At 70.8% G+C, this 20,387-nt stretch carries 19 protein-coding genes; 4 read left to right on the plus strand and 15 right to left on the minus strand.

Features of this window, described 5'->3' with window-relative positions:
- Window positions 1-37: 37 nt before the first annotated feature.
- Complete coding sequence (locus JOE59_RS08255) at window positions 38-454, minus strand: LysM peptidoglycan-binding domain-containing protein (protein ID WP_204459742.1); 417 nt, start codon at window positions 452-454, stop codon at window positions 38-40.
- Window positions 455-720: 266 nt separating this feature from the next.
- Here JOE59_RS08255 and lexA point away from each other — a divergent pair, with 266 nt between their 5' ends.
- Window positions 721-1,398 (plus strand): transcriptional repressor LexA, encoded by a 678-nt coding sequence (gene lexA / locus JOE59_RS08260; protein WP_179552657.1) that lies wholly within the window; start codon window positions 721-723, stop codon window positions 1,396-1,398.
- A gap of 61 nt (window positions 1,399-1,459) precedes the next feature.
- On the opposite strand, the gene JOE59_RS08265 is transcribed toward lexA, so the two are convergent.
- From JOE59_RS08265 to hflX, 4 genes are all read right to left on the minus strand, one after another.
- Entirely contained in the window at window positions 1,460-2,227 is a 768-nt protein-coding gene (locus tag JOE59_RS08265) for an alpha/beta fold hydrolase (RefSeq protein WP_204459744.1), read from the minus strand.
- 124 nt (window positions 2,228-2,351) lie between these two features.
- On the minus strand, window positions 2,352-4,703 hold the full coding sequence (gene metE, locus JOE59_RS08270; protein WP_204459747.1) for a 5-methyltetrahydropteroyltriglutamate--homocysteine S-methyltransferase: 2,352 nt from the start codon (window positions 4,701-4,703) through the stop codon (window positions 2,352-2,354).
- On the minus strand, window positions 4,700-5,686 hold the full coding sequence (locus JOE59_RS08275; RefSeq protein WP_204459749.1) for a methylenetetrahydrofolate reductase: 987 nt from the start codon (window positions 5,684-5,686) through the stop codon (window positions 4,700-4,702). Before JOE59_RS08275 ends, metE begins: the two co-directional genes overlap by 4 nt.
- Window positions 5,687-6,008: 322 nt before the next feature.
- Window positions 6,009-7,538, minus strand: coding sequence for a GTPase HflX (gene hflX / locus JOE59_RS08280; RefSeq protein ID WP_204459751.1), 1,530 nt, complete (start codon window positions 7,536-7,538; stop codon window positions 6,009-6,011).
- Window positions 7,539-7,580: 42 nt separating this feature from the next.
- Here hflX and JOE59_RS08285 point away from each other — a divergent pair, with 42 nt between their 5' ends.
- The gene (locus JOE59_RS08285) at window positions 7,581-8,195 is read left to right on the plus strand and encodes a class I SAM-dependent methyltransferase (RefSeq protein ID WP_204459754.1); all 615 of its coding nucleotides are present in this window, start codon (window positions 7,581-7,583) and stop codon (window positions 8,193-8,195) included.
- A 39-nt stretch (window positions 8,196-8,234) separates the two neighbouring features.
- Here the strand turns inward: JOE59_RS08285 and dapF are convergent, their stop codons facing one another.
- The 10 genes from dapF to JOE59_RS08335 all read right to left on the minus strand — a co-directional run bounded on the left by dapF (window position 8,235) and on the right by JOE59_RS08335 (window position 17,854).
- Window positions 8,235-9,116 carry a diaminopimelate epimerase gene (gene dapF / locus JOE59_RS08290; protein ID WP_204459756.1) on the minus strand — a complete coding sequence of 294 codons (882 nt, stop codon included), beginning with the start codon at window positions 9,114-9,116 and terminating at the stop codon, window positions 8,235-8,237.
- Window positions 9,117-9,177: 61 nt separating this feature from the next.
- Window positions 9,178-10,098: a tRNA (adenosine(37)-N6)-dimethylallyltransferase MiaA gene (gene miaA / locus JOE59_RS08295; protein ID WP_204459758.1), complete on the minus strand. Its 921-nt coding sequence runs from the start codon at window positions 10,096-10,098 to the stop codon at window positions 9,178-9,180.
- A 1-nt stretch (window position 10,099) separates the two neighbouring features.
- Window positions 10,100-11,710, minus strand: a complete 1,611-nt coding sequence (gene miaB / locus JOE59_RS08300) for a tRNA (N6-isopentenyl adenosine(37)-C2)-methylthiotransferase MiaB (RefSeq protein WP_204459760.1) — start codon at window positions 11,708-11,710, stop codon at window positions 10,100-10,102.
- Window positions 11,711-11,722: 12 nt separating this feature from the next.
- Window positions 11,723-12,451: a regulatory protein RecX gene (locus tag JOE59_RS08305; RefSeq protein ID WP_204459762.1), complete on the minus strand. Its 729-nt coding sequence runs from the start codon at window positions 12,449-12,451 to the stop codon at window positions 11,723-11,725.
- Between the two features lie 34 nt (window positions 12,452-12,485).
- Entirely contained in the window at window positions 12,486-13,556 is a 1,071-nt protein-coding gene (recA, locus tag JOE59_RS08310; protein ID WP_179549822.1) for a recombinase RecA, read from the minus strand.
- Window positions 13,557-13,869: 313 nt separating this feature from the next.
- On the minus strand, window positions 13,870-14,115 hold the full coding sequence (locus JOE59_RS08315) for a DUF3046 domain-containing protein (RefSeq protein WP_204459763.1): 246 nt from the start codon (window positions 14,113-14,115) through the stop codon (window positions 13,870-13,872).
- 69 nt (window positions 14,116-14,184) lie between these two features.
- Entirely contained in the window at window positions 14,185-14,493 is a 309-nt protein-coding gene (locus JOE59_RS08320; protein ID WP_056013571.1) for a helix-turn-helix domain-containing protein, read from the minus strand.
- A gap of 145 nt (window positions 14,494-14,638) precedes the next feature.
- A complete protein-coding gene (locus tag JOE59_RS08325) occupies window positions 14,639-16,240 on the minus strand; it encodes a tripartite tricarboxylate transporter permease (protein ID WP_204459764.1) in 1,602 nt (533 codons plus the stop codon).
- On the minus strand, window positions 16,233-16,790 hold the full coding sequence (locus JOE59_RS08330; protein ID WP_204459765.1) for a tripartite tricarboxylate transporter TctB family protein: 558 nt from the start codon (window positions 16,788-16,790) through the stop codon (window positions 16,233-16,235). Before JOE59_RS08330 ends, JOE59_RS08325 begins: the two co-directional genes overlap by 8 nt.
- Window positions 16,787-17,854, minus strand: coding sequence for a Bug family tripartite tricarboxylate transporter substrate binding protein (locus tag JOE59_RS08335; RefSeq protein WP_239560152.1), 1,068 nt, complete (start codon window positions 17,852-17,854; stop codon window positions 16,787-16,789). Before JOE59_RS08335 ends, JOE59_RS08330 begins: the two co-directional genes overlap by 4 nt.
- Before the next feature lie 199 nt (window positions 17,855-18,053).
- Here JOE59_RS08335 and JOE59_RS08340 point away from each other — a divergent pair, with 199 nt between their 5' ends.
- Window positions 18,054-19,682 carry an ATP-binding protein gene (locus JOE59_RS08340; RefSeq protein WP_204459768.1) on the plus strand — a complete coding sequence of 543 codons (1,629 nt, stop codon included), beginning with the start codon at window positions 18,054-18,056 and terminating at the stop codon, window positions 19,680-19,682.
- Window positions 19,679-20,362 (plus strand): response regulator, encoded by a 684-nt coding sequence (locus JOE59_RS08345; RefSeq protein WP_204459770.1) that lies wholly within the window; start codon window positions 19,679-19,681, stop codon window positions 20,360-20,362. Before JOE59_RS08340 ends, JOE59_RS08345 begins: the two co-directional genes overlap by 4 nt.
- Window positions 20,363-20,387: the final 25 nt, after the last annotated feature.

The following is a 20,387-nucleotide window of genomic DNA, read 5'->3' on the forward strand; positions in this document are numbered from 1 at the left end:
CGCCCGAGTGTTTCAGCCGCTCGTCACGCGCCGACGGTCACGGGGCGAGCGGCAACGCGAGCCGCTGCCCGGGCTCGACGACCGCGTCGTCGAGACCGTTGAGCCGGATGATCTCTTCGATGACCTCGCGCACGTCGCCACTGGGGTCGACCGATTCGGCGATCGCCCAGAGCGAGTCGCCCTGGCCGACGGTCACGTATTCGAAGGATGCCGCCTCGAAGGCCGCACCGACGGAGTCGACATCGGCGGCGGCAGTCCCCGACCCGAGCACCACGACGAACGCCCAGATCACGAGCGGAAGCGGCGCGAGCGCGGTGAAGACGATGCGACCGCGGCGGGTCAGCCGAAGGCGGGTGCGCACCACCGTGCTCGATGTCGAGTCGTTGCTCCGAGCCGATTCACGCGGGAGGGCCCGCGAGGGCTGGAAGCCGGTCGTTGCGATCGCTGCGCTCATGTCACACCTCCTGTAGGAGTCGCATCCGGCCCTCGGCCGGGAGGACCGGATGCGAAACTCTGTTCCGAACATACATTCGAATTTCGAACATGGCAAGGATGAAACTCCGGAAACCCGGGAAACCGGATCTCCGACACACTCGAACAGATGTTTGCCGCACGCACGCGAGACGGATACAGTTTCGAATGTCTGGAAGACAGTCGACCAGACACCACCGACATCCGGCCGCGTGGCCGCTACGAGGGGCGAAGACGTTGAGCACCGACATCGACGACGTGCAGGCAGCCGGCAGGCCGCGCCGCCGCAAGAGTCTGAGCGCGAAGCAGATCGCCATCCTCGAGATGATCCAGCGTTCGGTCTCGAGCCGCGGCTACCCGCCGAGCATGCGCGAGATCGGCGACGCTGTCGGCCTCTCGTCGCTCTCGAGCGTGACCCACCAGCTCAACCAGCTCGAACTCGCCGGCTACCTCCGGCGCGACCCCAACCGCCCGCGTGCGCTCGAAGTGCTCATCGAGCTGCCGGGCGTCACCGACCGCCCGGCGACATCGTCCGACCCGACCCCGGTCGGCGATGCGGCGATGGTGCCCCTCGTCGGGCGCATCGCGGCCGGTGTGCCGATCACCGCCGAACAGCAGGTCGACGAGGTGTTCCCGCTCCCCCGGCAGCTCGTCGGCAAGGGCGAGCTGTTCATGTTGAAGGTCGTCGGCGACTCCATGATCGACGCCGCCATCTGCGACGGCGACTGGGTCGTCGTGCGATCGCAGCGCACCGCCGAGAACGGCGAGATCGTCGCGGCGATGCTCGACGGCGAGGCCACCGTCAAGGTGTTCCGCCAGCGCGACGGGCACACCTGGCTGCTCCCCCGCAACAGCGCGTTCGAACCGATCGTCGGCGACCACGCCGAGGTGCTCGGCAAGATCGTCGCTGTGCTGCGCTCGGTCTGACACCGACGCACGCAGCCGACGCACGCACCGGCAGCGGCAGCGAGCGAGCGGATGTCTCCCGCTACGCGGCGGCGTGCACCCGGACCGGCACCTGCTCCGGCGTCAGCGGAGACAGCTCGCGCAGCCATCCGAGCACGGCGTCCATGAAGCCGGCGTGGTCGTCGCGGAACACCGTGTGCCCGGTGCCCTGCACCGTCTCGACCGTCATGCCCTGGTGTCGTAGCTGACGAGCGACCTTCGCGGTGATGAGCAGGCTCTTCTCGGCGAGCACGACGAGCGTCGGGGCGACGAGCCGGGCCGGCGGCACGAGCGGCCGGGTGTCGGTGAAGCCGAGGATCGTGCGCTTGTCCCAGTCGCGCAGCGTCGCGAGTTCGATGTCGACGTCGGCGGCACTCCACTTCGGGTTCATGCGCACGAGCGCCGAACGCCGGGGCCGAGGCGCCACGGCGAAGAAGGCCTTGAAGGCCCACCCCTTGACCCCCTTCGGGAACGAGAAGGCCGGGTCGATGTAGATCGCGGCCCGAGGAGCGAGGCGGTCGGCCACGAGGCTTGCGACGAGCCCGCCGAGCGAGTGCCCCATGACGACGTCGGGCGGCCCGTCGAGCAGCGGTTCGAGTGTCTCGACGACGTCGCTCGCCCACGCGGCCGGCGAATAGCGCAGAGCCCGCGGGCTGCGGCCGTGGCCGGCGAGGTCGACCGCGAGCACGCGGAACCCCTGCGCCTCGAGTTCGGCGGTGACGCGATGCCAGGCGCGCGAGTCCGACATGATGCCGTGGATGAGGATCGCGGTGCGCGTACCCCCGCCGGATTCGTGGACCGCGAGTTGCATGCGTCGACCATACGTTCCGCGCCTGTGCATCACCCCGGCGTGAGCCGAGCGGATGCCGCGAGCCGCGACATCCGCTCGGTCGCAGGAACGGATGCCGCGAGCCGCGACATCCGCTCGGTCGCAGCTACCCGGCGAGCACCGGGGCGGCGCGCTCGGCCCGCACCGCCGCGGTCGCCTCGACGATGTGCCGCAGCGACTCGACGGTCTCGTCGTAGCCGCGGGTCTTCAGGCCGCAGTCGGGGTTGACCCAGAGCCGCGTCGCGGGGATCGCCCCCGCCGCGCGCTCGAGCAAGGCCTGCACCTCGGCGACGCCGGGCACGCGCGGCGAGTGGATGTCGTAGACGCCCGGGCCGATGCCGTGGTCGAAGCCGCTCGTCTCGAGGTCGTCGACGACCTCCATGCGGCTGCGGGCCGCCTCGATCGAGGTGACGTCGGCGTCGAGGTTCTTGATCGCGTCGATGACGACGCCGAACTCCGAGTAGCAGAGGTGCGTGTGCACCTGCGTGCCGGGCACGGCGCCGCCCGTCGCGAGGCGGAACGAGCCGACCGACCAGTCGAGGTACGCGGGCTGATCGGCCAGCTTCAGCGGGAGCAGCTCGCGCAGGGCGGGCTCGTCGACCTGGATGATGCGGATGCCCGCCGTCTCGAGGTCGGTGATCTCGTCGCGGAGGGCGAGTGCCACCTGCCGCGCCGTGTCGCCGAGCGGCTGGTCGTCGCGAACGAACGACCACGCGAGGATCGTGACGGGGCCGGTGAGCATGCCCTTCATGTGCTGCTCGGTGAGCGACTGCGCGTAGCTCGACCACTCGACCGTCATCGGCGCGGGCCGCGAGACGTCGCCCCAGAGGATCGACGGCCGCGTGCAGCGGGAGCCGTACGACTGCACCCAGCCGTGCTTCGTCACGGCGAAGCCGTCGAACAGCTCGGCGAAGTACTGCACCATGTCGTTGCGCTCGGGCTCGCCGTGCACGAGCACGTCGAGTCCGAGTTCCTCCTGCAGTCGCACGACGCGCTCGATCTCGGCGCGCATGAGCGCCGCGTAGTCGTCAGCGCTCAGCTCGCCCTTCACGAGACGGGCGCGGGCGCGACGGATCTCGGCCGTCTGCGGGAACGAGCCGATCGTGGTCGTCGGCAGCTCGGGCAGCCCCAGCGACTCCTGCGCAGCGACCCGCTCGTCGTAGCTCACGCGGGCGAAGTCCGCCTCGGCGAGCCCGGCGAGACGGTCGCGCACCGAGGGCACGCGCACGCCCGGTGCGGCGTCGCGGTCGGCGAGGGCAGCGGATGCCGCGGCGAGCTCGCCCTCGATCGCGTCGCGCCCCTCGGCGAGCCCGCGACCGAGCACGGCCACCTGACCGACCTTCTGGTCGGCGAACGCGAGCCACGAGACCAGACGGGCGTCGAGCTCGTCTTCATCGGCGACGTCGTGGGGAACGTGCAGCAGCGACGTCGAGGTCGACACCGAGACGGCCGGCGAGAGGTGCTGCACGGCAGCCACCCGCTCGAACGCCGCATCGAGGTCGCCGCGCCAGATGTTGTGACCGTCGATGACGCCGGCGACGAGGGTCTTCGCGGCGAGCGACTCGGCGGTCACGGGGTCGAGTCCGTCGGGCAGCGTGCCGCGCACGAGGTCGAGGCCGATCGCCTCGACGGGGGTCGCCGCGAGTGCCGGCAGGGCGTCGTCGAGCGAGCCGTAGGGAGCGGCGACGAAGATCGCCGGTCGGGCCTCGAGTGCGCCGAGGGCGTCGTAGGCGACGCCGACCGACTCGATCACGCGGGCCCGGTCGACGTCGATGCTCTCGCTCACGAGCGCGGGCTCGTCGAGCTGCACCCACTCGGCGCCGACCGCGGCGAGCTGCTCGAGCAGCTCCGCGTAGACGGGCACGAGGTCGGCGAGCCGGTCGATCGGCGCGAAGCCGGCGGGGGCGCCGTCGGCAGCCTTCGCGAGCAGCAGGAAGGTCGCAGGCCCGACGATCACGGGACGCGTCGTGAACCCGGCCGCCTTCGCCTCGGCGAACTCGGCGAGGATGCGCTCGGCGTGGAGCGAGAACACGGTGTCGGGGCCGATCTCGGGCACGAGGTAGTGGTAGTTGGAGTCGAACCACTTCGTCATCTCGAGCGGCGCGTCGTCGCCGACGCCTCGGGCGATCGTGAAGTAGGCGGCGAGGTCGAGCCAGCCCTGCTCGTCGGCGAGCCCCGCGAAGCGCTCGGGCACCGCGCCGACGGCGACGGCGGTGTCGAGCACCTGGTCGTAGAACGAGAACGTCTCGGGGATCGCCGAGCCGGTGCGCGCGAGGCCGAGCGACGCGAGGCGCTCACGGGTCGCGGTGCGCAATGCTGCGGCCTCGCGTTCGAGCTCTTCGGCTGTGATGGATCCGGCCCAGAACGCCTCGACGGCCCGCTTGAGCTCGCGCCGGCGACCGATGCGCGGGTAGCCCAGGATCGTCGCGTTCGGGAAGGCGGGTGCAGGGGTGGTCATCGTGCGGTGTTCCTCTCGTCGGCGAACCGGTCGGTTCGCAGTCCGAGCCGGTCGACGACGTCGAGCACGGCTTCATGGCGGTTGAAGGTGTAGAGATGCAGGCCGGGGGCGCGGCCCGCGATCACCTCGGCGGCGAGGCGGGTGGCGAAGGCGATGCCGAGCTCGGCCTGCGCCGCGGCATCCGGTTCGATCTCGAGGTCGATGGCGAGCTCGGCCGGCGGTTCGACGCCCGTCAGCTCCGTCAGCCGACCCAGCCGTGCCGGGTTCGTGACGGGCATGATGCCCGGCAGGATCGGGATCGTGACCCCGCCGGCGCGTGCGCGCTCGACGAAGCCGAGGTAGTCGTCGGCGCGCCAGAAGAGCTGGGTGATCGCGAGGTTCGCTCCGGCGATCTCCTTCGCGAGCAGCGTGTCGACGTCGTGCCCGAGGTTCCGCGACCGCGGATGCCCGGTCGGGAACGTCGCCACCGCGACCCGCTCGGGACGCGGGCGCGCCCTGATGCGCGACGCGCCGGGGTTGCCCGGCACGCCGACCTGCCCGAAGGGCTCACGCTCCTCCTGCACCCGGTGGATGAGCTGCACGAGTTCGGCGGCGCTGCCCAGGTCGCCGATGCCCGCGTCGGGGTCGGCGTTCGCCGGCGGGTCGCCGCGCAGCGCGAGGAAGCTCGTGATGCCCGCGTCGAGGAACTCTCTCACGAGCCGGTTGGCCTCGGCGTGGGAGGAGCCCACGCACGTCAGGTGCGCCATCGGCTCGACGTGCGTGTGCTCGAGCATGTAGCGGAGCACGGTCAGCGAACGGGCGCGCGAGCTGCCGCCCGCGCCGAACGTCACCGAGATGAACGCGGGGTCGACCTCGGCGAGCCGGTCGATCGTGCGGCCGAGGGCGAGCGCCGCAGCATCGGTGCGGGGCGGGAAGAGCTCGAAGGAGAGCGGCAGTCGGGGGCGACAGTCGGCGCCCGATGCGTCGGTTGCGGTCGATGCCATGGTGCTCCTGCGTGGCGAGCGGCAACGGGAAGAACACGGCAGGCCGCGTTCCCCCGGCCGGAACGGCGGGTGGATGTCGCGGGCGGGTGCCGGGCTCGGCGGTCGCTCCAAGTGGTCGGCGTGGGCCGGTCACTGATCGATCAGGTGCGACGATACGCGGCACCGCGAGGCACCGCACGACTGTGACGCACGGTGACGCGGAGCGGTCGCCGGGGCGGCCTCGCCGAGGCATCCGTCACCGGAACACGGGTCGCCGAAGGGCCGGTCGCCGGCGTGCACGTGCGGTCGTCGCACCGTGCGCCGGCAGAGCGGATGCCGCGGCTCAGGCCTCCGCGGAGGCCGCGGCGAACTCCTCGAGCTGGCCTGCGAGCTCCGGCGAGGCGAGCGCACGCACGCGCGTGCCGTCTTCGAGGTACTCGATCGAGAGCACTCGACCGGTCTCGTGCAGCGTCGAGACGACGTCGCCCCGGTCGTACGGCACGAGCAGGTCGATCTCGACGGCGGGGTCGGGCATCATTCGGGCGATGGCCTCGAGCACCTCGGGGATGCCCTCGCCGGTGCGGGCCGATGCGAAGATCGCGCCGGGTTCGAGCCCGCGGAGCACGAGCCGGTCTTCGGGGGTCACGAGGTCGGCCTTGTTGAAGACGATGAGCTCGGGGATGTCGCGGGCACCGACTTCGCCGATGACATCGCGCACAGTGGCGATCTGCCCGGCGGGGTCGGGGTGGGCTGCGTCGACGACGTGCACGATGAGGTCGGAGTCGCCGACCTCCTCGAGCGTCGAGCGGAACGCCTCGACGAGCTGGTGCGGGAGGTTGCGCACGAAGCCGACGGTGTCGGCGATCGTGTAGACGCGGCCGTCGGCCGTGGTGTTGCGGCGCACGGTCGCGTCGAGCGTGGCGAACAGGGCGTTCTCGACGAGCACCCCGGCACCGGTGATGCGGTTCAGGATGCTCGACTTGCCGGCGTTCGTGTAGCCGGCGATCGCGACCGAGGGCACGGCGTTGCGTCGGCGGTTGGCGCGCTTGGCCTCGCGTGCGGGCTTCATGCCGGCGATCTGCTTGCGGAGCTTCGCCATGCGCGAGTGGATGCGACGGCGATCGAGCTCGATCTTCGTCTCACCGGGACCACGGGAGCCCATGCCCGCCCCGGCGCCGCCGACCTGGCCACCGGCCTGGCGCGACATCGACTCGCCCCAGCCGCGCAGACGCGGCAGGAGGTACTCGAGCTGCGCGAGCTCGACCTGCGCCTTGCCCTCACGGCTCTTCGCGTGCTGGCTGAAGATGTCGAGGATGACGGCGGTGCGGTCGATGACCTTGACCTTGATCGCGTCTTCGAGGGCACGTCGCTGGCTCGGCGCGAGCTCGGTGTCGGCGACGACCGTGTCGGCGCCGAGCGAGGCGACGATGTGGCGCAGCTCGTCGACCTTGCCGCGGCCGAGATACGTGCTCGGGTCGGGGTGCGGACGGCGCTGCAGCACGCCGTCGAGCACGCGGGCACCCGCGGTCTCTGCGAGGGCCGCCAGCTCGCGCATGGAGTTCTCGGCCTCGTCCTGCGAGCCCTGCGAGTACACGCCGATGAGCACGACGTTCTCGAGCCGGAGCTGCCGGTACTCGACCTCGGTGACGTCTTCGAGCTCGGTGGAGAGTCCGCCGACCCGGCGGAGACCGGCCCGCGCCTCGCGGTCGTACTGCTCGCCGTCGGTATCGGAGCCGAACAGGTCGACTGAATCGGGCGACATGAGCGCCTCGGCGGAATCCGATCCGAAGCGGGTCACCCCGGCCTTGGTCTCGGCGCCCTTGAGCACCCGCTCGACGGCGTCGTCTGCGGAGTTCTGTTCAGCGTCATTCATCGCGTTAACCCTAGTTCCCATCGCTGCGATAGGTTCCCCTGTATGGCCTCCGAGCATTACTTCTCCTCTCGTCCGGGCGGCGAGGCCACTCTCCGCACCATCACCGCGACCCTCGCCGGGCGCGAACTGAAGCTCTCGACCTCGGGCGGCGTCTTCAGTCCCGAGCACCTCGACACCGGCACCCGCATCCTGCTCGACCGCGCCCCCGCGCCGCCGGCGACCGGCGATCTGCTCGACCTCGGCTGCGGTTGGGGCCCGATCGCGATCTCACTGGCGCTGCGGGCACCGGATGCCACGGTGTGGGCCGTCGACGTCAACGAGCGCGCCCTCGACCTCGTGCGTCGCAACTGCGCACGCGTCGGCATCACGAACGTCAACGCGGTGCTGCCGGACGATGTTCCCGGCGACGTGCGCTTCGCGGGCATCTGGTCGAACCCGCCGATCAGGGTCGGCAAGGCCGAGTTGCACGCGCTCCTCGAGCGCTGGCTCCCCCGCCTGGAAGGCGAGGCGAGTGCGTGGCTCGTCGTCGCGAAGCACCTCGGCGCCGAGTCGCTGCAGCGCTGGATCGGCGATGACCTCGACTTCGAGGTCGACCGTGTCGCGCAGGACAAGGGCTTCCGGGTGCTCGAGGTGAGCGCGGCGGCATCCGCTCGCTGACCGCGAGGTCCACGCCGTCGAACGGCAGGCGCCGCCGGTTCAGGCGAGGCTGAGCACTCCGTCGAAGACGAGTTCGGCCGGACCCGAGAGCGACACGTGCTCGCCGTCGGCGGCCTGGAACATGCGCACGCCGAGCACACCGCCGGGCACCTGCACCCGCCAACGGTCCGGAGCGGCCTCGCCGGCCCAGTAGCGCACCGCGAGCGCGGAGGCCACAGCTCCGGTGCCGCACGAGAGCGTCTCACCCGAGCCGCGCTCGTGCACCCGCATGCGGATGCGCCCGACTCCCTCTTCGACGAGCGGCTCGGCGGGCACGACGAACTCGATGTTGGCGCCCGCCTCGGGTTCGGGCTCGATGATCGGCTGGTAGGCGAGGTCGAGCCCGTCGAGCTCTTCGTCGTCGGCCAGGGCGACGACGATGTGCGGGTTGCCAACGTCGATGCCGAGGCCGGGCCGGGCGACCGGCAGGCTCTTGCCGCGCACGAGCGGCTCGCCGCCGGCCAGACGCCAGAGGCCGAGGTCGGCCTCGAACCCCGCCACCGTGCGTCGCACGGTGCGAACACCGGCACGGGTGCCGATCGCGATCGACTCGTTCGCGCCGAGGTCGGCGAGCCCCTGGTCGATCAGGTAGCTCGTGAAGACGCGGATGCCGTTGCCGCACATCTCGGAGACGGTGCCGTCGGCGTTCCAGTAGTCCATGAACCACACCGCATACGGGTCTTCGGCGAGGGCCGCGGCGCCCGCCTCGAGGTTCGCCGAGCGCACGGCGCGGATGACCCCGTCGGCGCCGACGCCGAACCGGCGGTCGCAGACTGCGGCGATCTGGGTCGGGGTGAGCTCCGACTCCCCCTCGGGGTCGCTGAAGAGCACGAAGTCGTTGCCGGTGCCCTGGCCCTTGGTGAACCGCAGATCGAATGCCATCCGATCAGTCTATGGCTGCGATCCGGGCGCCTTCGTGCAGCGCAGATCGATTGCCGTCGGATCAGTCCGTGGCCGCGATCCGGGCGAGTTCGGTGCCTCGCGAGACGGCGTCGTCCGCGTCGATCATGACCGCTTCGCGGTACCGCTTGAACCAGCTCACCTGGCGGCGGGCGTAGGTCCGGGTGAGCTGCTGCGTCTCGGCGATGGCCTCGGCGCGCGCGAGCCGGCCCGTGATCTCGCCGAGCGCCTGCGCGTAGCCGATGGCCCTGCGCGCGGTGACGCCCTGCTCGATGCCCGCCGGGATGAGCCCCCGCACCTCGTCGACGAGTCCGTCTCGCCACATGCCCTCGACCCGCTCGTCGAGGCGCCCGACGAGCGTCGACCGGTCGCTGCGGAGGTGCACGATGCCGTGCGAACGCCAGGGCATGGGCTCGTCGGGCAACCGCGCGGCCTTCGGCTCCCCGGTCACCTCGATCACCTCGAGGGCGCGCACGAGACGGCGCCCGTTCTGCGCGTCGACGCTCGCCGCCGTCACGGGGTCGAGCTCGCGGAGACGCGCATGCAGCATGCCGGGGCCCTGCGCGGCGAGCTCCGCCTCGAGCCGGGCGCGCACCGCGGCATCCGTGCCCGGAAAGCGGAAGTCGTGGATGACCGACGAGACGTAGAGGCCGGAGCCGCCGACGAGCAGCGCGACCGAGTCGCGGGCGAGGATCTCGTCGACCGCGGCGCGCGCCGCCGTCTGGTACTCGGCGACGGATGCCTCGTCGACGACGTCGAGCACGTCGAGGAGGTGATGCGGCACCCCGCGCCGCTCGGCGGGCGGGAGCTTGGCGGTGCCGATGTCCATGCCCCGATAGAGCTGCATGGCGTCGGCGTTCACCACCTCGGCGACACGGCCGACCCTGCCGTACGCCTCGGCGAGGTCGAGCGCGAATGCGGACTTGCCCGTGCCGGTCGCGCCGACGATCGCGATGAGCGTCACGTCAGCGTTGGCCGTCGGTGGGGTCGTAGATCGGCATTGTGCCCACGCCGGGCGAGATGAGCGGCTCGGCGCCGCGCGCGCGAAGCGTGGGCAAGCCGAGGGACACACGGCCGGCTGCGGATGCCCCAGGCGCGGCCGGTACGCCGCAGCTCTCTGCCTGCGCGCGATCCCATGCGTCACCGGCCCGGGTGCGGCGAATGCGCAGCGGTGCGTCGTCGAGCGAGTCGGCGATCAGGTGGAACGGCGCGGCCTGCGTGATGGTCACGGAGACGACGTCACCCGGCCGCGGCAGCTCGGAGCCGGCGGGGACCTCGAAGTGCACGAGGCGGCTGTCTTCGGCGCGACCGCTCAGGCGGTGCGTCTCTGCGTCCTTCTTGCCCTCGCCGGTCGCGACGAGCACCTCGACGGGGTGACCGATGAGGCGCTGGTTCTCCTCCCACGAGATGCGGTCCTGCAGGGCGAGCAGTCGTTCGTAGCGCTCCTGCACGACCTCCTTGGGCACCTGGTCCTCCATCGTCGCCGCAGGCGTGCCGGGGCGGATGGAGTACTGGAACGTGAAGGCCGAGGCGAACCGCGCCGCTTCGACGACGCGGAGCGTCTCCTGGAAGTCCGCTTCGGTCTCGCCTGGGAAGCCCACGATGATGTCGGTCGAGATCGCCGCGTTCGGGATGCGCGCGCGCACCCGGTCGAGGATGCCGAGGAACTTCTCGGAGCGGTAGGAGCGGCGCATCGCCTTCAGCACGCGGTCGGAACCCGACTGCAGGGGCATGTGCAGCTGCGGCATGACGTTCGACGTCTCGGCCATCGCGTCGATGACGTCGTCGGTGAACGCGGCGGGGTGGGGGCTCGTGAAGCGGATGCGCTCGAGGCCCTCGATCTGGCCCGCCGCACGGAGCAGCTTGCCGAACGCCTGGCGGTCGCCGAACTCGACGCCGTAGGAGTTGACGTTCTGGCCGAGCAGCGTGATCTCCATCACGCCGTCGTCGACGAGCGCCTGCATCTCGGCGAGGATGTCGCCGGGCCGGCGATCTTTCTCTTTGCCGCGAAGCGCCGGCACGATGCAGAAGGTGCAGGTGTTGTTGCAGCCGACCGAGATCGACACCCATCCGCTGTAGCTGGAGTCGCGCTTCGTGGGCAGCGTCGACGGGAACACCTCGAGCGAGTCGAGGATCTCGAGCTGCGCCTCGTCGTTGTGGCGGGCACGCTCGAGCAGGCTGGGCAGCGCGCCCATGTTGTGGGTGCCGAAGACGACATCGACCCAGGGCGCCTTCTCGAGGATGACGTTCTTGTCCTTCTGGGCGAGGCATCCGCCGACGGCGATCTGCATGCCCTCGTGGCGGCGCTTGACCGACGCGAGGTGACCGAGGTTGCCGTAGAGCTTGTTGTCGGCGTTCTCGCGGACGGCGCAGGTGTTGATGACCACGACGTCGGGCTCCGCGCCGTCGGCGGGCACGTACCCGGCGGCCTCGAGCGAGCCCGAGAGCCGCTCGGAGTCGTGCACGTTCATCTGGCACCCGAAGGTGCGGACCTCGTAGGTGCGCGGCGTCGTTGCCGCTCCGGCGAGCGAGTCGCCGGGCACCTCATCAATGGAGACGTCGTGAATGGTGCTCATGATCGCACCAGTTTACGAGCCTTCGGCAGCCAGTGCCGCCGTCACCGCCTCGCGCACGACATCGCCCGGGTAGCCCCGCCGCTGGAGGAACGCCGACAGCCGGCGCTCGGCGGTCTGCCGGTCGAGCCCGCGCAGCTGACGTGCCCGTCGCTCGGCGACGGCCCTCGCGTTCTCGAGCTCGGTCTCGGGGTCGAGGTCTTCGACCGCCGCCCGCGCGAGCGCGTTGTCGACGCCGCGGCGCCCGAGCTCCTGCATGATCGCGCCGCTGCCCCGGCCGCGGCGCACGCCGTGACTGTGCACGACCTGCTCGGCGAGCTTCGCGTCGTCGAGATAGCCGAGCCGTTCGTAGCGCTCGATCCACTCCTCGACCTCGATGTCGTCGAGCCCGTGCTCGACGAGCACCGCGCGCACCTCGGAGACCGAGAGCGCCGAACGGCGCAGCCGTGAGATGACGAGCCGGTCGATGCGCTCATCGCGCTCCGCCCCGGACTCTTCGGGCTCCGACGGCTCTCGTGACTCCGACCCCGCCTCGGACTCGGCCCAGGTCTCGTTGCGCGACACCGAGCGAAGGCGACCACGACCTCCGTCGGCCTTCTGGCGATTCCGTGGCGCCGCAACGGGCGGCGACTCGGGTTCAGCCGTCGGACGGCTCCGTGATGCCGCAACCGGCGGCGTCGGCTCGGCCTTCGCCCACGGCAGGTACGTGACCGGGGCGAGTCGTTCTGATGATGCGTCGCTCATGTCTGACTCACCCCGGTCGTGTCGTGGTTCTTGCTCAGGCGCCCTTGCGCCCGAGCTTCGGTGCGATGGGCTCGACATTCGCCGGAGCCGCAGCAGCCGCACCGGCCGGCTGGCCGATGTTCAGCTTGACGAGGATCTTCTGCTCGATGTCGGCGGCGATGTCGGGGTTCTGCAGCAGGAAGTTGCGGGCGTTCTCCTTGCCCTGACCCAGCTGGTCGCCGTCGTACGTGTACCACGCACCCGACTTCTTGACGATGGCCTGGTCGACGCCGTAGTCGATGAGGCTGCCCTCGCGCGAGATGCCGACGCCGTAGAGGATGTCGAACTCGGCCTGCTTGAAGGGTGGCGCCATCTTGTTCTTGACGACCTTGACGCGGGTGCGGTTGCCGACTGCGTCGGTGCCGTCTTTCAGGGTCTCGATGCGACGGATGTCGAGACGCACCGAGGCGTAGAACTTCAGCGCCTTGCCGCCCGCGGTCGTCTCGGGGCTGCCGAAGAACACGCCGATCTTCTCGCGCAACTGGTTGATGAAGATCATCGTGGTGTTCGTCTGGCTGAGACCACCGGTGAGCTTGCGGAGCGCCTGCGACATGAGTCGGGCCTGCAGGCCCACGTGCGAGTCGCCCATCTCGCCCTCGATCTCGGCGCGGGGCACGAGCGCGGCGACCGAGTCGATGACGATGAGGTCGATGGAGCCGGAGCGCACCAGCATGTCGGCGATCTCGAGCGCCTGCTCACCCGTGTCGGGCTGCGAGACGAGCAGCGCGTCGATGTCGACGCCGAGCTTCTTCGCGTACTCGGGGTCGAGCGCGTGCTCGGCGTCGATGAACGCGGCGATACCGCCGTTGCGCTGCGCGTTGGCGATGGCGTGGAGGGTCAGCGTCGTCTTACCCGACGACTCGGGACCGTAGATCTCGATGATGCGGCCGCGCGGGAGCCCGCCGATGCCGAGCGCGACGTCGAGCGCGATCGAGCCCGTGGGGATGACCTCGACGGGTGCGCGGTCTTCGCTGCCGAGGCGCATGACCGAGCCCTTGCCGAACTGGCGGTCGATCTGCGCGAGGGCGGTCTCGAGTGACTTCTCGCGGTCTGCTGGTGATGCCATGGGTGGGGCTCCTTCGATGCTCGATTGCTGCTGCCTCTAGGCTGTCGTTCCACGTTGCGGGTGCTGACCGTTCGGTGCTGACCTGCGGGGTCGTGCGACAAGGCGGTTGCGGTGTGTTCCGATGCATCGACCGTATGGTCGGCCACCGACATCCGACGCCGAACTCGACGGGGATGTGGACAGCTGCACTGGAGCTCCTGCTGTTGAGGAGCCTACCCCAGCTCCCGAACGCATGTTCGAAGACGCGCCCGCGTGTCGAACACGTCTTCGGACGCGAGTGCGAGCGTCGATGGCACGTCGAACGGCGGCGCCGCTACGGGTGCCGCGGCGAGCGCGTCTCCCCGGGCACCGGGCGGCCGGCGCCGTGCCGGCGCTCCTCCGGGACATCCGTCGCCTCGCAGAGGGCGAGCCAGACCTCGCGCGGGCGCACCCCGGCGGCGAGCGCCTCACGGGCGGTGCGGCCGCCGAGCGCGGTGAGCACGAGGTCGCCGACGACCGCGCCGCCGTAGCCGACGCCGAACTCCTCCGCGACCGCGGCCTGGAACTCGCTCTGCTTCACCGGATCACCTCTGGACAGACGATCGGCCGGTCTCACGACCGGCCGATCTGCGTTGCGTATAGGGAGTGGTCAGCGGACCATCAGGTCGGCGTCGAACTCTGCCACGAGCTCGTCGGGCAGACTGTCGGGCACCACCGAGAGGCCTTCGAGCACCGCGATGCGGTCGCCGACCTCGTGCATGATCACCGAGATGGGCGTGTCGAGCGCATCGGCGACGGAGGCGAGGATCTCGGAGGACGCCTCTTTCTGGCCTCGCTCCACCTCGCTCAGGTAGCCGAGCGCGACGCTGGCCTTGGACGCGACCTGACGAAGGGTACGACCCTTCTGCAGACGGAAGTCCCTCAGCACATCGCCGATCTCCTGTCGAACCAGGACCATCGGGAACCTCCTTCTCTCTGCCTGCGGCTCCCCCGGAGCCGGAAACGGGAGCGTCAGTCTAGCCGACTCTCCGTTGTACCAATCTAGCGTTGCACACTGGGGCTTTCGTGTGAACCTGCCACATGTAACAGGGTGTTCACGAAGACTATTCCGCGTCCCGGCCGGAATTCCCTCGACGCCCGGATGTCTCGCGCTCCCGATCCTCGATGGCCGCGATCGCCGCCGTCGGTACGAGCGTCGGCGTCGCCTCGAGCTTCGCCTTGCGCCGCTTCAGCCAGATGCCGAGCACGATGATGACGGCGAGCGTGCTGTAGGCCACGATCGCGAACGGGCTGTGCACGAGATAGGCGAGGTCGCCCTGGCTGATGGCCATCGACTTGCGCAGCTGCTCCTCGGCCATCGGACCGAGGATGCCGCCGACCACCATCGGCGCCACCGGGTACCCGTAGCGGCGCATGAAGAAGCCGACGAGGCCGACGACGAGCAGGGTCACCGTGTCGAAGACGTTGAAGTGCAGCGCGTAGGCCCCGAGCCCCGCGAAGGCGAGGATGCCCGCGTAGAGGTACGGCCGAGGGATGCGCAGCACCTTCACCCACATGCCGACGAGCGGCAGGTTCAGCACGAGCAGCATGACGTTGCCGATGTAGAGGCTCGCGATGAGCGCCCAGACGAGCCCCGACTGGTTCTCGAAGAGCATCGGCCCAGGGCGGATCCCGTAGGACTGGAACGCCGAGATGATGATCGCGGCCGTCGCCGTGGTCGGCAGCCCGAGCGTGAGGAGCGGAACCAGCACGCCCGCGGCCGCGGCGTTGTTGGCGGCCTCCGGACCCGCGACCCCCTCGATCGCGCCGCGGCCGAACTCGGCCCGCGCATCGCCCTTCGCGAGCTTCCGCTCCGCCGCGTACGAGAGGAAGGTCGCGACATCCGCCCCGCCCGCCGGGATCGTGCCGATCGGGAAGCCGATCGCGGTGCCGCGCAGCCACGGTCGCCACGAGCGCGACCAGTCGCTGCGGGTCATCCAGCTGCGCCACCCCTTCGTGACCGGGATGACGCGCACCGCCCCGTGCCGGAGTCGCGACGCCACGTAGAGCGTCTCGCCGAGAGCGAAGAGGCCGACGGCGATGATCACGACGTCGATGCCGTCGGCGAGGCTCGGGATGCCGAAGGTGTAGCGCTGCTGTCCCGAGAGCACCTCGGTGCCGACGAGTCCGAGCAGCAGGCCGAGGCCGAGCGAGACGAGTCCGCGCGGCACGCTCGACCCGAGCAGCGCGCCGACCGTGAGGAAGGCGACGACGATGAGGGCGAAGTAGTCGGCGGGGCCGAGCTGCACCGCGAGCTTCGAGATGCCGGGTGCGAGGAAGGTGAGCGCGAGGGTCGCCGCCGTTCCCGCGACGAACGACCCGATCGCCGCCGTCGCGAGGGCCGCCGCACCGCGACCGGCCTTCGCCATCCGGTTGCCCTCGAGCGCCGTCACGATCGACGCGGACTCCCCCGGCGTGTTCAGCAGGATCGAGGTCGTCGACCCGCCGTACATGCCGCCGTAGTAGATGCCGGCGAAGACGATGAGTGCACCCGTCGGGTCGAGCGAGTACGTGAGCGGGAGCAGGAGCGCGACGGTCATCGCCGGGCCGATGCCCGGCAGCACGCCGACGGCGGTGCCGATGAACACGCCGAACAGGGCGTAGAGCAGGTACTGGGGCTGCAGCGCGGTGGCGAAGCCCTCGAGCAGTGCGGTGAGGCTATCCATGGAAGATCGGGATCCAGTCGAGGAGGGGGCCGGCGGGCAGCGAGAGGCCGAGCCACGAGCCGAAGACGAGTTGGGTGACGAGTCCGAGTCCGAACCCGACGGCGACGGCCATCCACCAGCGCTTCGCGCCGAGCGACCAGGCCGCGCCCGCGAAGAGCACCGTCACCGCGAGCGGCCAGCCGGCGAACTCGATGAGCACGATCTGCGAGAGGAAGCAGACGACGAGCTTGGCCACCGTGAGCCAGTCGGTCGGGGCGTCGGGGTCGACGTCCTCCCCCTCGTCGGGCACGCCGCGGCGACCGCGCAGCAGTTGCACCACGACGGCGACGGATGCCGCGACGAGCAGCACCCCGACGGCGTACGGGAAGACCCGGGGACCGAGCACGCTCGCCGAACCCGGCGGCACCCGGATGAATCCGGCGCCGATGATCGCGTACAGGCCGAGCGCGGCGCACACCGCGGCGAAGACGAACTCGCCGATCGGTGCACGAACGGGGGCGGCTCCCCCCGACGCCGAAGCGTCGAGGGGAGCCGGTGTCGCATCGGTCACGGCGCGACCAGGCCGATCGTCGTGAGCGTCTCGGTCACCTCGGCGATGTCGCCGTCGAGGAACGACTGGAACTCGTCGCCGACGAGGAACGCGTCGGCCCAGCCCTTGTCGGCGAGCGTCGCAGTCCAGCCCTCCGAGTCGTGCAGCTCGGTGACGAGCGCGGTGAGCGCCTCGACGTCGGCGTCCGAGATGCCGCCGGGCGCGAGGAGGCCACGCCAATTGGTGAGCTCGACGTCGTAGCCCTCCTCGACGAGCGTCGGGGTGTCGGGCAGCAGCTCGACGGGCTCGGGCGAAGAGACCGCGAGGGCGCGGAGCTCGCCGGCCTCGATCTGCTCGACGAACTCGCCGACGCCCGAGATGCCCGCCTGCACGGTGTTGCCGAGCAGCATCGTGACGGCCTCGCCGCCGCCCGAGTTCGGGATGTAGTTGAGCGTCGAGGGGATGTCGGCCGGGTCGACCCCGGCCTCGGTGAGCAGCATGCCGGCGAGGATGTGGTCGGCGCCGCCGGCCGAACCTCCGGTCACCGAGATCGCCGCGCCCTCCTCGACGATCGCGTCGACGAGGTCCTCGGCCGTCTTGTACGGCGAGGAGGCCGGCACCACGAGCACCAGCGCCTCCTCGGTGAGCTTCGCGATCGGGGTCATGTCCTCGATGCGCACATCGGAGGCGTTCGTCTCGACGGCGCCGACCATGACGAGACCGGTGACCATGAGCGTCGCCGGGTCCTTCTCGTTGGCCAGCGAGGCGAGCCCGACAGTGCCGCCGGCGCCGCCGATGTTCTGCACCGGCGCCTGCGTGACGAGGCCCTCGTCAGTCAGCACCTGGGACATGGCGCGGGCCGTCTGGTCCCAGCCGCCGCCGGGGTCGGCTGGGGCGATGAGGTTCACGGCGTCGAGGGATGCCGCTGCGGCATCCGCCTCGCCTCCGCCGCCGCCGGCCGGGGCCGCGCATGCGGCGAGGCCGAGCAGTGCAGCCGTGCCGACGCTCGCGAACGCGATGCGCGCCGCCGTGCGAGGGGTTCGAGTGAGTGCGGCCGACGTGCGCGGCCAGCTGTGAGATCGCAATGCTCCTCCTTGAGTGCCCGGGTTCATCCGCGGGCTGACGATCGGTGTGCCGCCGACGTTAGGAGGGGCGTCACCCGGGTCGGAAGTCTGCGGTCGTAAGGGTCGTAGTGGTCGTTTCGGTCGATTCGGTCGTATTGGTCACGGGCTCGTGGACGCCCGCCCGGTCGCGGTGCTGCACACTTGACAGGTGGGCCGGTCGATGACGCTTGGCATGCAGCTGCTGCTGCTGCAGCTTGTCATCGTGCTCACGACCGTGGTCGGCACCGGCGTCACCGCGGTCTGGATGCAGGAGCAGCAGCTCCGCGACGCCTACGAGGACCGCATGATCGCGGTCGCGCAATCGGTCGCCGGCCTTCCGGTCATCACCGATGCATTCGACGACCAGGACCCGTCGGCGACGATCCAGCCCGTCGCGGAGGTCGTGCGGCGCGCGTCGAACGTGACCTACATCGTCGTGGCGAACGACGACGGGATCCGCTACTCCCATCCGAACCCCGACCGCATCGGCGAGAAGGTGTCGACCGACCCGGCGATCCCGCTGTCGGGGCAGGTGTACGTGGGCACCCAGACGGGCACGCTCGGCGAGTCATGGCGGGTCAAGGTGCCGATCTTCGCGCCCGACGGCGAGGTCATGGGGCAGGTGTCGGTCGGCATCCTCGAGTCCGAGCTGCGCGCCGACTTCGCGGGCGGGCTCACCGTGCTCCTCGTCGCGCTGGTCGCGGCCGCCGTGATCGGGGTGATCGGTTCGGCCTGGATCGGCCGCGTCATCCGTCGCCGGATCTACGGACTCGAGCCCGACGAGATCCGGGCCCTCCTCGAGACCCGCGAGGCGATGCTGCACGGCATCCGCGAGGGGCTCGTCGCCGTCGACGACGGTGGGCGCATCGTGCTCATGAACGACGCCGCGGCGCGCCTCCTCGAGGTCGCGGACCCCGAAGCGGTGCTCGGCAGGCAGATCGGCGACGTGCTCGACCGCGAGCTCGCGAGCTTCATCGCCTCGGGCGAGAACCGTGAGACACCGGTGCTGTCTGGCGAGCGGGTGCTGCTCGTGCACGGCGACCGGGTGCGCGTCGACGGTCGCGAAGTGGGCTCGATCGCGATCCTCCGCGACCGCACCGAGCTCGAGACAATGCTCCGCGAGCTCGAGGGTGCGCAGGGCCTGGCCGAGGGTCTCCGCGCGCAGTCGCACGAGTTCGCCAACAAGCTGCACGTCGTGAGCGGGCTGCTCGAACTCGGCCACGTCGAGGCCGCGATCGCGTTCATCGAGCGCGTCGGCAGCGGCGGCGCGCTCTCGCCGCTCGACGAGCACGATGGCATCGGCGACGTCGAGATGGCCGCCCTCGTGCTCGCGAAGCGGTCTCGCGCACAGGAGCTCGGACTCGAACTCGTGCTGGCACCCGGGTCGCACCTCGACACCGTCGACGACGGGGCCCCGCGCACCGAACTGCTCACCGTCGTCGGCAACCTGCTCGACAACGCCATCGAGGCGTGCGTGCTCGGCGGACGCATCGCGCTCTCGATTCGCGACGACCTCGAACCGGCGACCGTGGTCGTGCAGGTCGACGACGACGGCCCGGGCATCGCGCCGCATCGGCGCGACGCGATCTTCGAACCCGACGTCAGCGACAAGTCGGCGGCACCGGGAAAGGCCCGGCGCGGCATCGGCCTGACGATCGTGACGCGCATCGCCGCCCGGCTGGGCGGATCAGCGGAGGTCGATGCCTCGCCCCTCGGCGGCGCCCGATTCACGGTGCGGCTGCCCTGGCCCGCGCCCGACCGGCGGGCGCGAACGGCGGCCTCCGACAACGACGTGGGAGCGCACGCATGAGCGACATCCGTGTCGTGATCGTCGACGACGACTTCGCCGTCGCACAGGTCAACCGCGCCTTCGTGGACGCGCGCCAGGGCTTCACCGTCGTCGCCGAGGCCCATACGGGCGCCGAAGCCCTCTCGGCCATCGAGCTACACCGGCCGCAACTCGTGCTGCTCGACGTCTACCTGCCCGACATCAGCGGCATCGACGTGCTCCGCCGGCTGCGCGCGGCCGATGACGATGTCGAGGTCATCGCCGTCACCGCCGCACGCGACCTCGACACCGTGCGCCGGGCGCGACAGCTCGGAGTGCGCCACTACCTCGTGAAGCCCTTCTCGGGCGCAACCCTCGGCGAACGACTCGACGAGGTGCGCCGCGGGATCGCCGCAAACCTGGCGATGCCGGGCACCACGCTCGACCAACGCGCGGTCGACCAGGTGCTCGGGTCGGCGCCGGCACGTCGGGCGGTGCTGCCGAAGGGCCTGTCACCCGTGAGTCTCGAGCGCGTCGCCGCACAGCTCGCGAGGTGCGAGACGGATGCCTCGGCCGCCGAGATCGCCGAATCGCTCGGCATGTCCCGCGTCAGCGCACGTCGCTACCTCGAACATCTCGTCACGAGCGGCGCCGCCGAGGTCTCGCCTCGCTACGGCACGGCCGGCCGGCCCGAGCACCGCTACCGCGTGCCGAACGCCTGACGCCCGGCGCCCGACGCCCTCACGC

Source organism: Agromyces cerinus (genome assembly GCF_016907835.1).
Taxonomy (GTDB): Bacteria; Actinomycetota; Actinomycetes; order Actinomycetales; family Microbacteriaceae; genus Agromyces; species Agromyces nitratus.

Coding starts and splice junctions, on each gene's coding strand:
- JOE59_RS08255 (WP_204459742.1), bottom strand. CDS start 454: ATGAGCGCAGCGATCGCAACGACCGGCTTCCAGCCCTCGCGGGCCCTC.
- JOE59_RS08265 (WP_204459744.1), bottom strand. CDS start 2,227: ATGCAACTCGCGGTCCACGAATCCGGCGGGGGTACGCGCACCGCGATC.
- metE (WP_204459747.1), bottom strand. CDS start 4,703: ATGACCACCCCTGCACCCGCCTTCCCGAACGCGACGATCCTGGGCTAC.
- JOE59_RS08275 (WP_204459749.1), bottom strand. CDS start 5,686: ATGGCATCGACCGCAACCGACGCATCGGGCGCCGACTGTCGCCCCCGA.
- hflX (WP_204459751.1), bottom strand. CDS start 7,538: ATGAATGACGCTGAACAGAACTCCGCAGACGACGCCGTCGAGCGGGTG.
- JOE59_RS08285 (WP_204459754.1), top strand. CDS start 7,581: ATGGCCTCCGAGCATTACTTCTCCTCTCGTCCGGGCGGCGAGGCCACT.
- dapF (WP_204459756.1), bottom strand. CDS start 9,116: ATGGCATTCGATCTGCGGTTCACCAAGGGCCAGGGCACCGGCAACGAC.
- miaB (WP_204459760.1), bottom strand. CDS start 11,710: ATGAGCACCATTCACGACGTCTCCATTGATGAGGTGCCCGGCGACTCG.
- JOE59_RS08305 (WP_204459762.1), bottom strand. CDS start 12,451: ATGAGCGACGCATCATCAGAACGACTCGCCCCGGTCACGTACCTGCCG.
- recA (WP_179549822.1), bottom strand. CDS start 13,556: ATGGCATCACCAGCAGACCGCGAGAAGTCACTCGAGACCGCCCTCGCG.
- JOE59_RS08320 (WP_056013571.1), bottom strand. CDS start 14,493: ATGGTCCTGGTTCGACAGGAGATCGGCGATGTGCTGAGGGACTTCCGT.
- JOE59_RS08325 (WP_204459764.1), bottom strand. CDS start 16,240: ATGGATAGCCTCACCGCACTGCTCGAGGGCTTCGCCACCGCGCTGCAG.
- JOE59_RS08340 (WP_204459768.1), top strand. CDS start 18,054: ATGACGCTTGGCATGCAGCTGCTGCTGCTGCAGCTTGTCATCGTGCTC.
- JOE59_RS08345 (WP_204459770.1), top strand. CDS start 19,679: ATGAGCGACATCCGTGTCGTGATCGTCGACGACGACTTCGCCGTCGCA.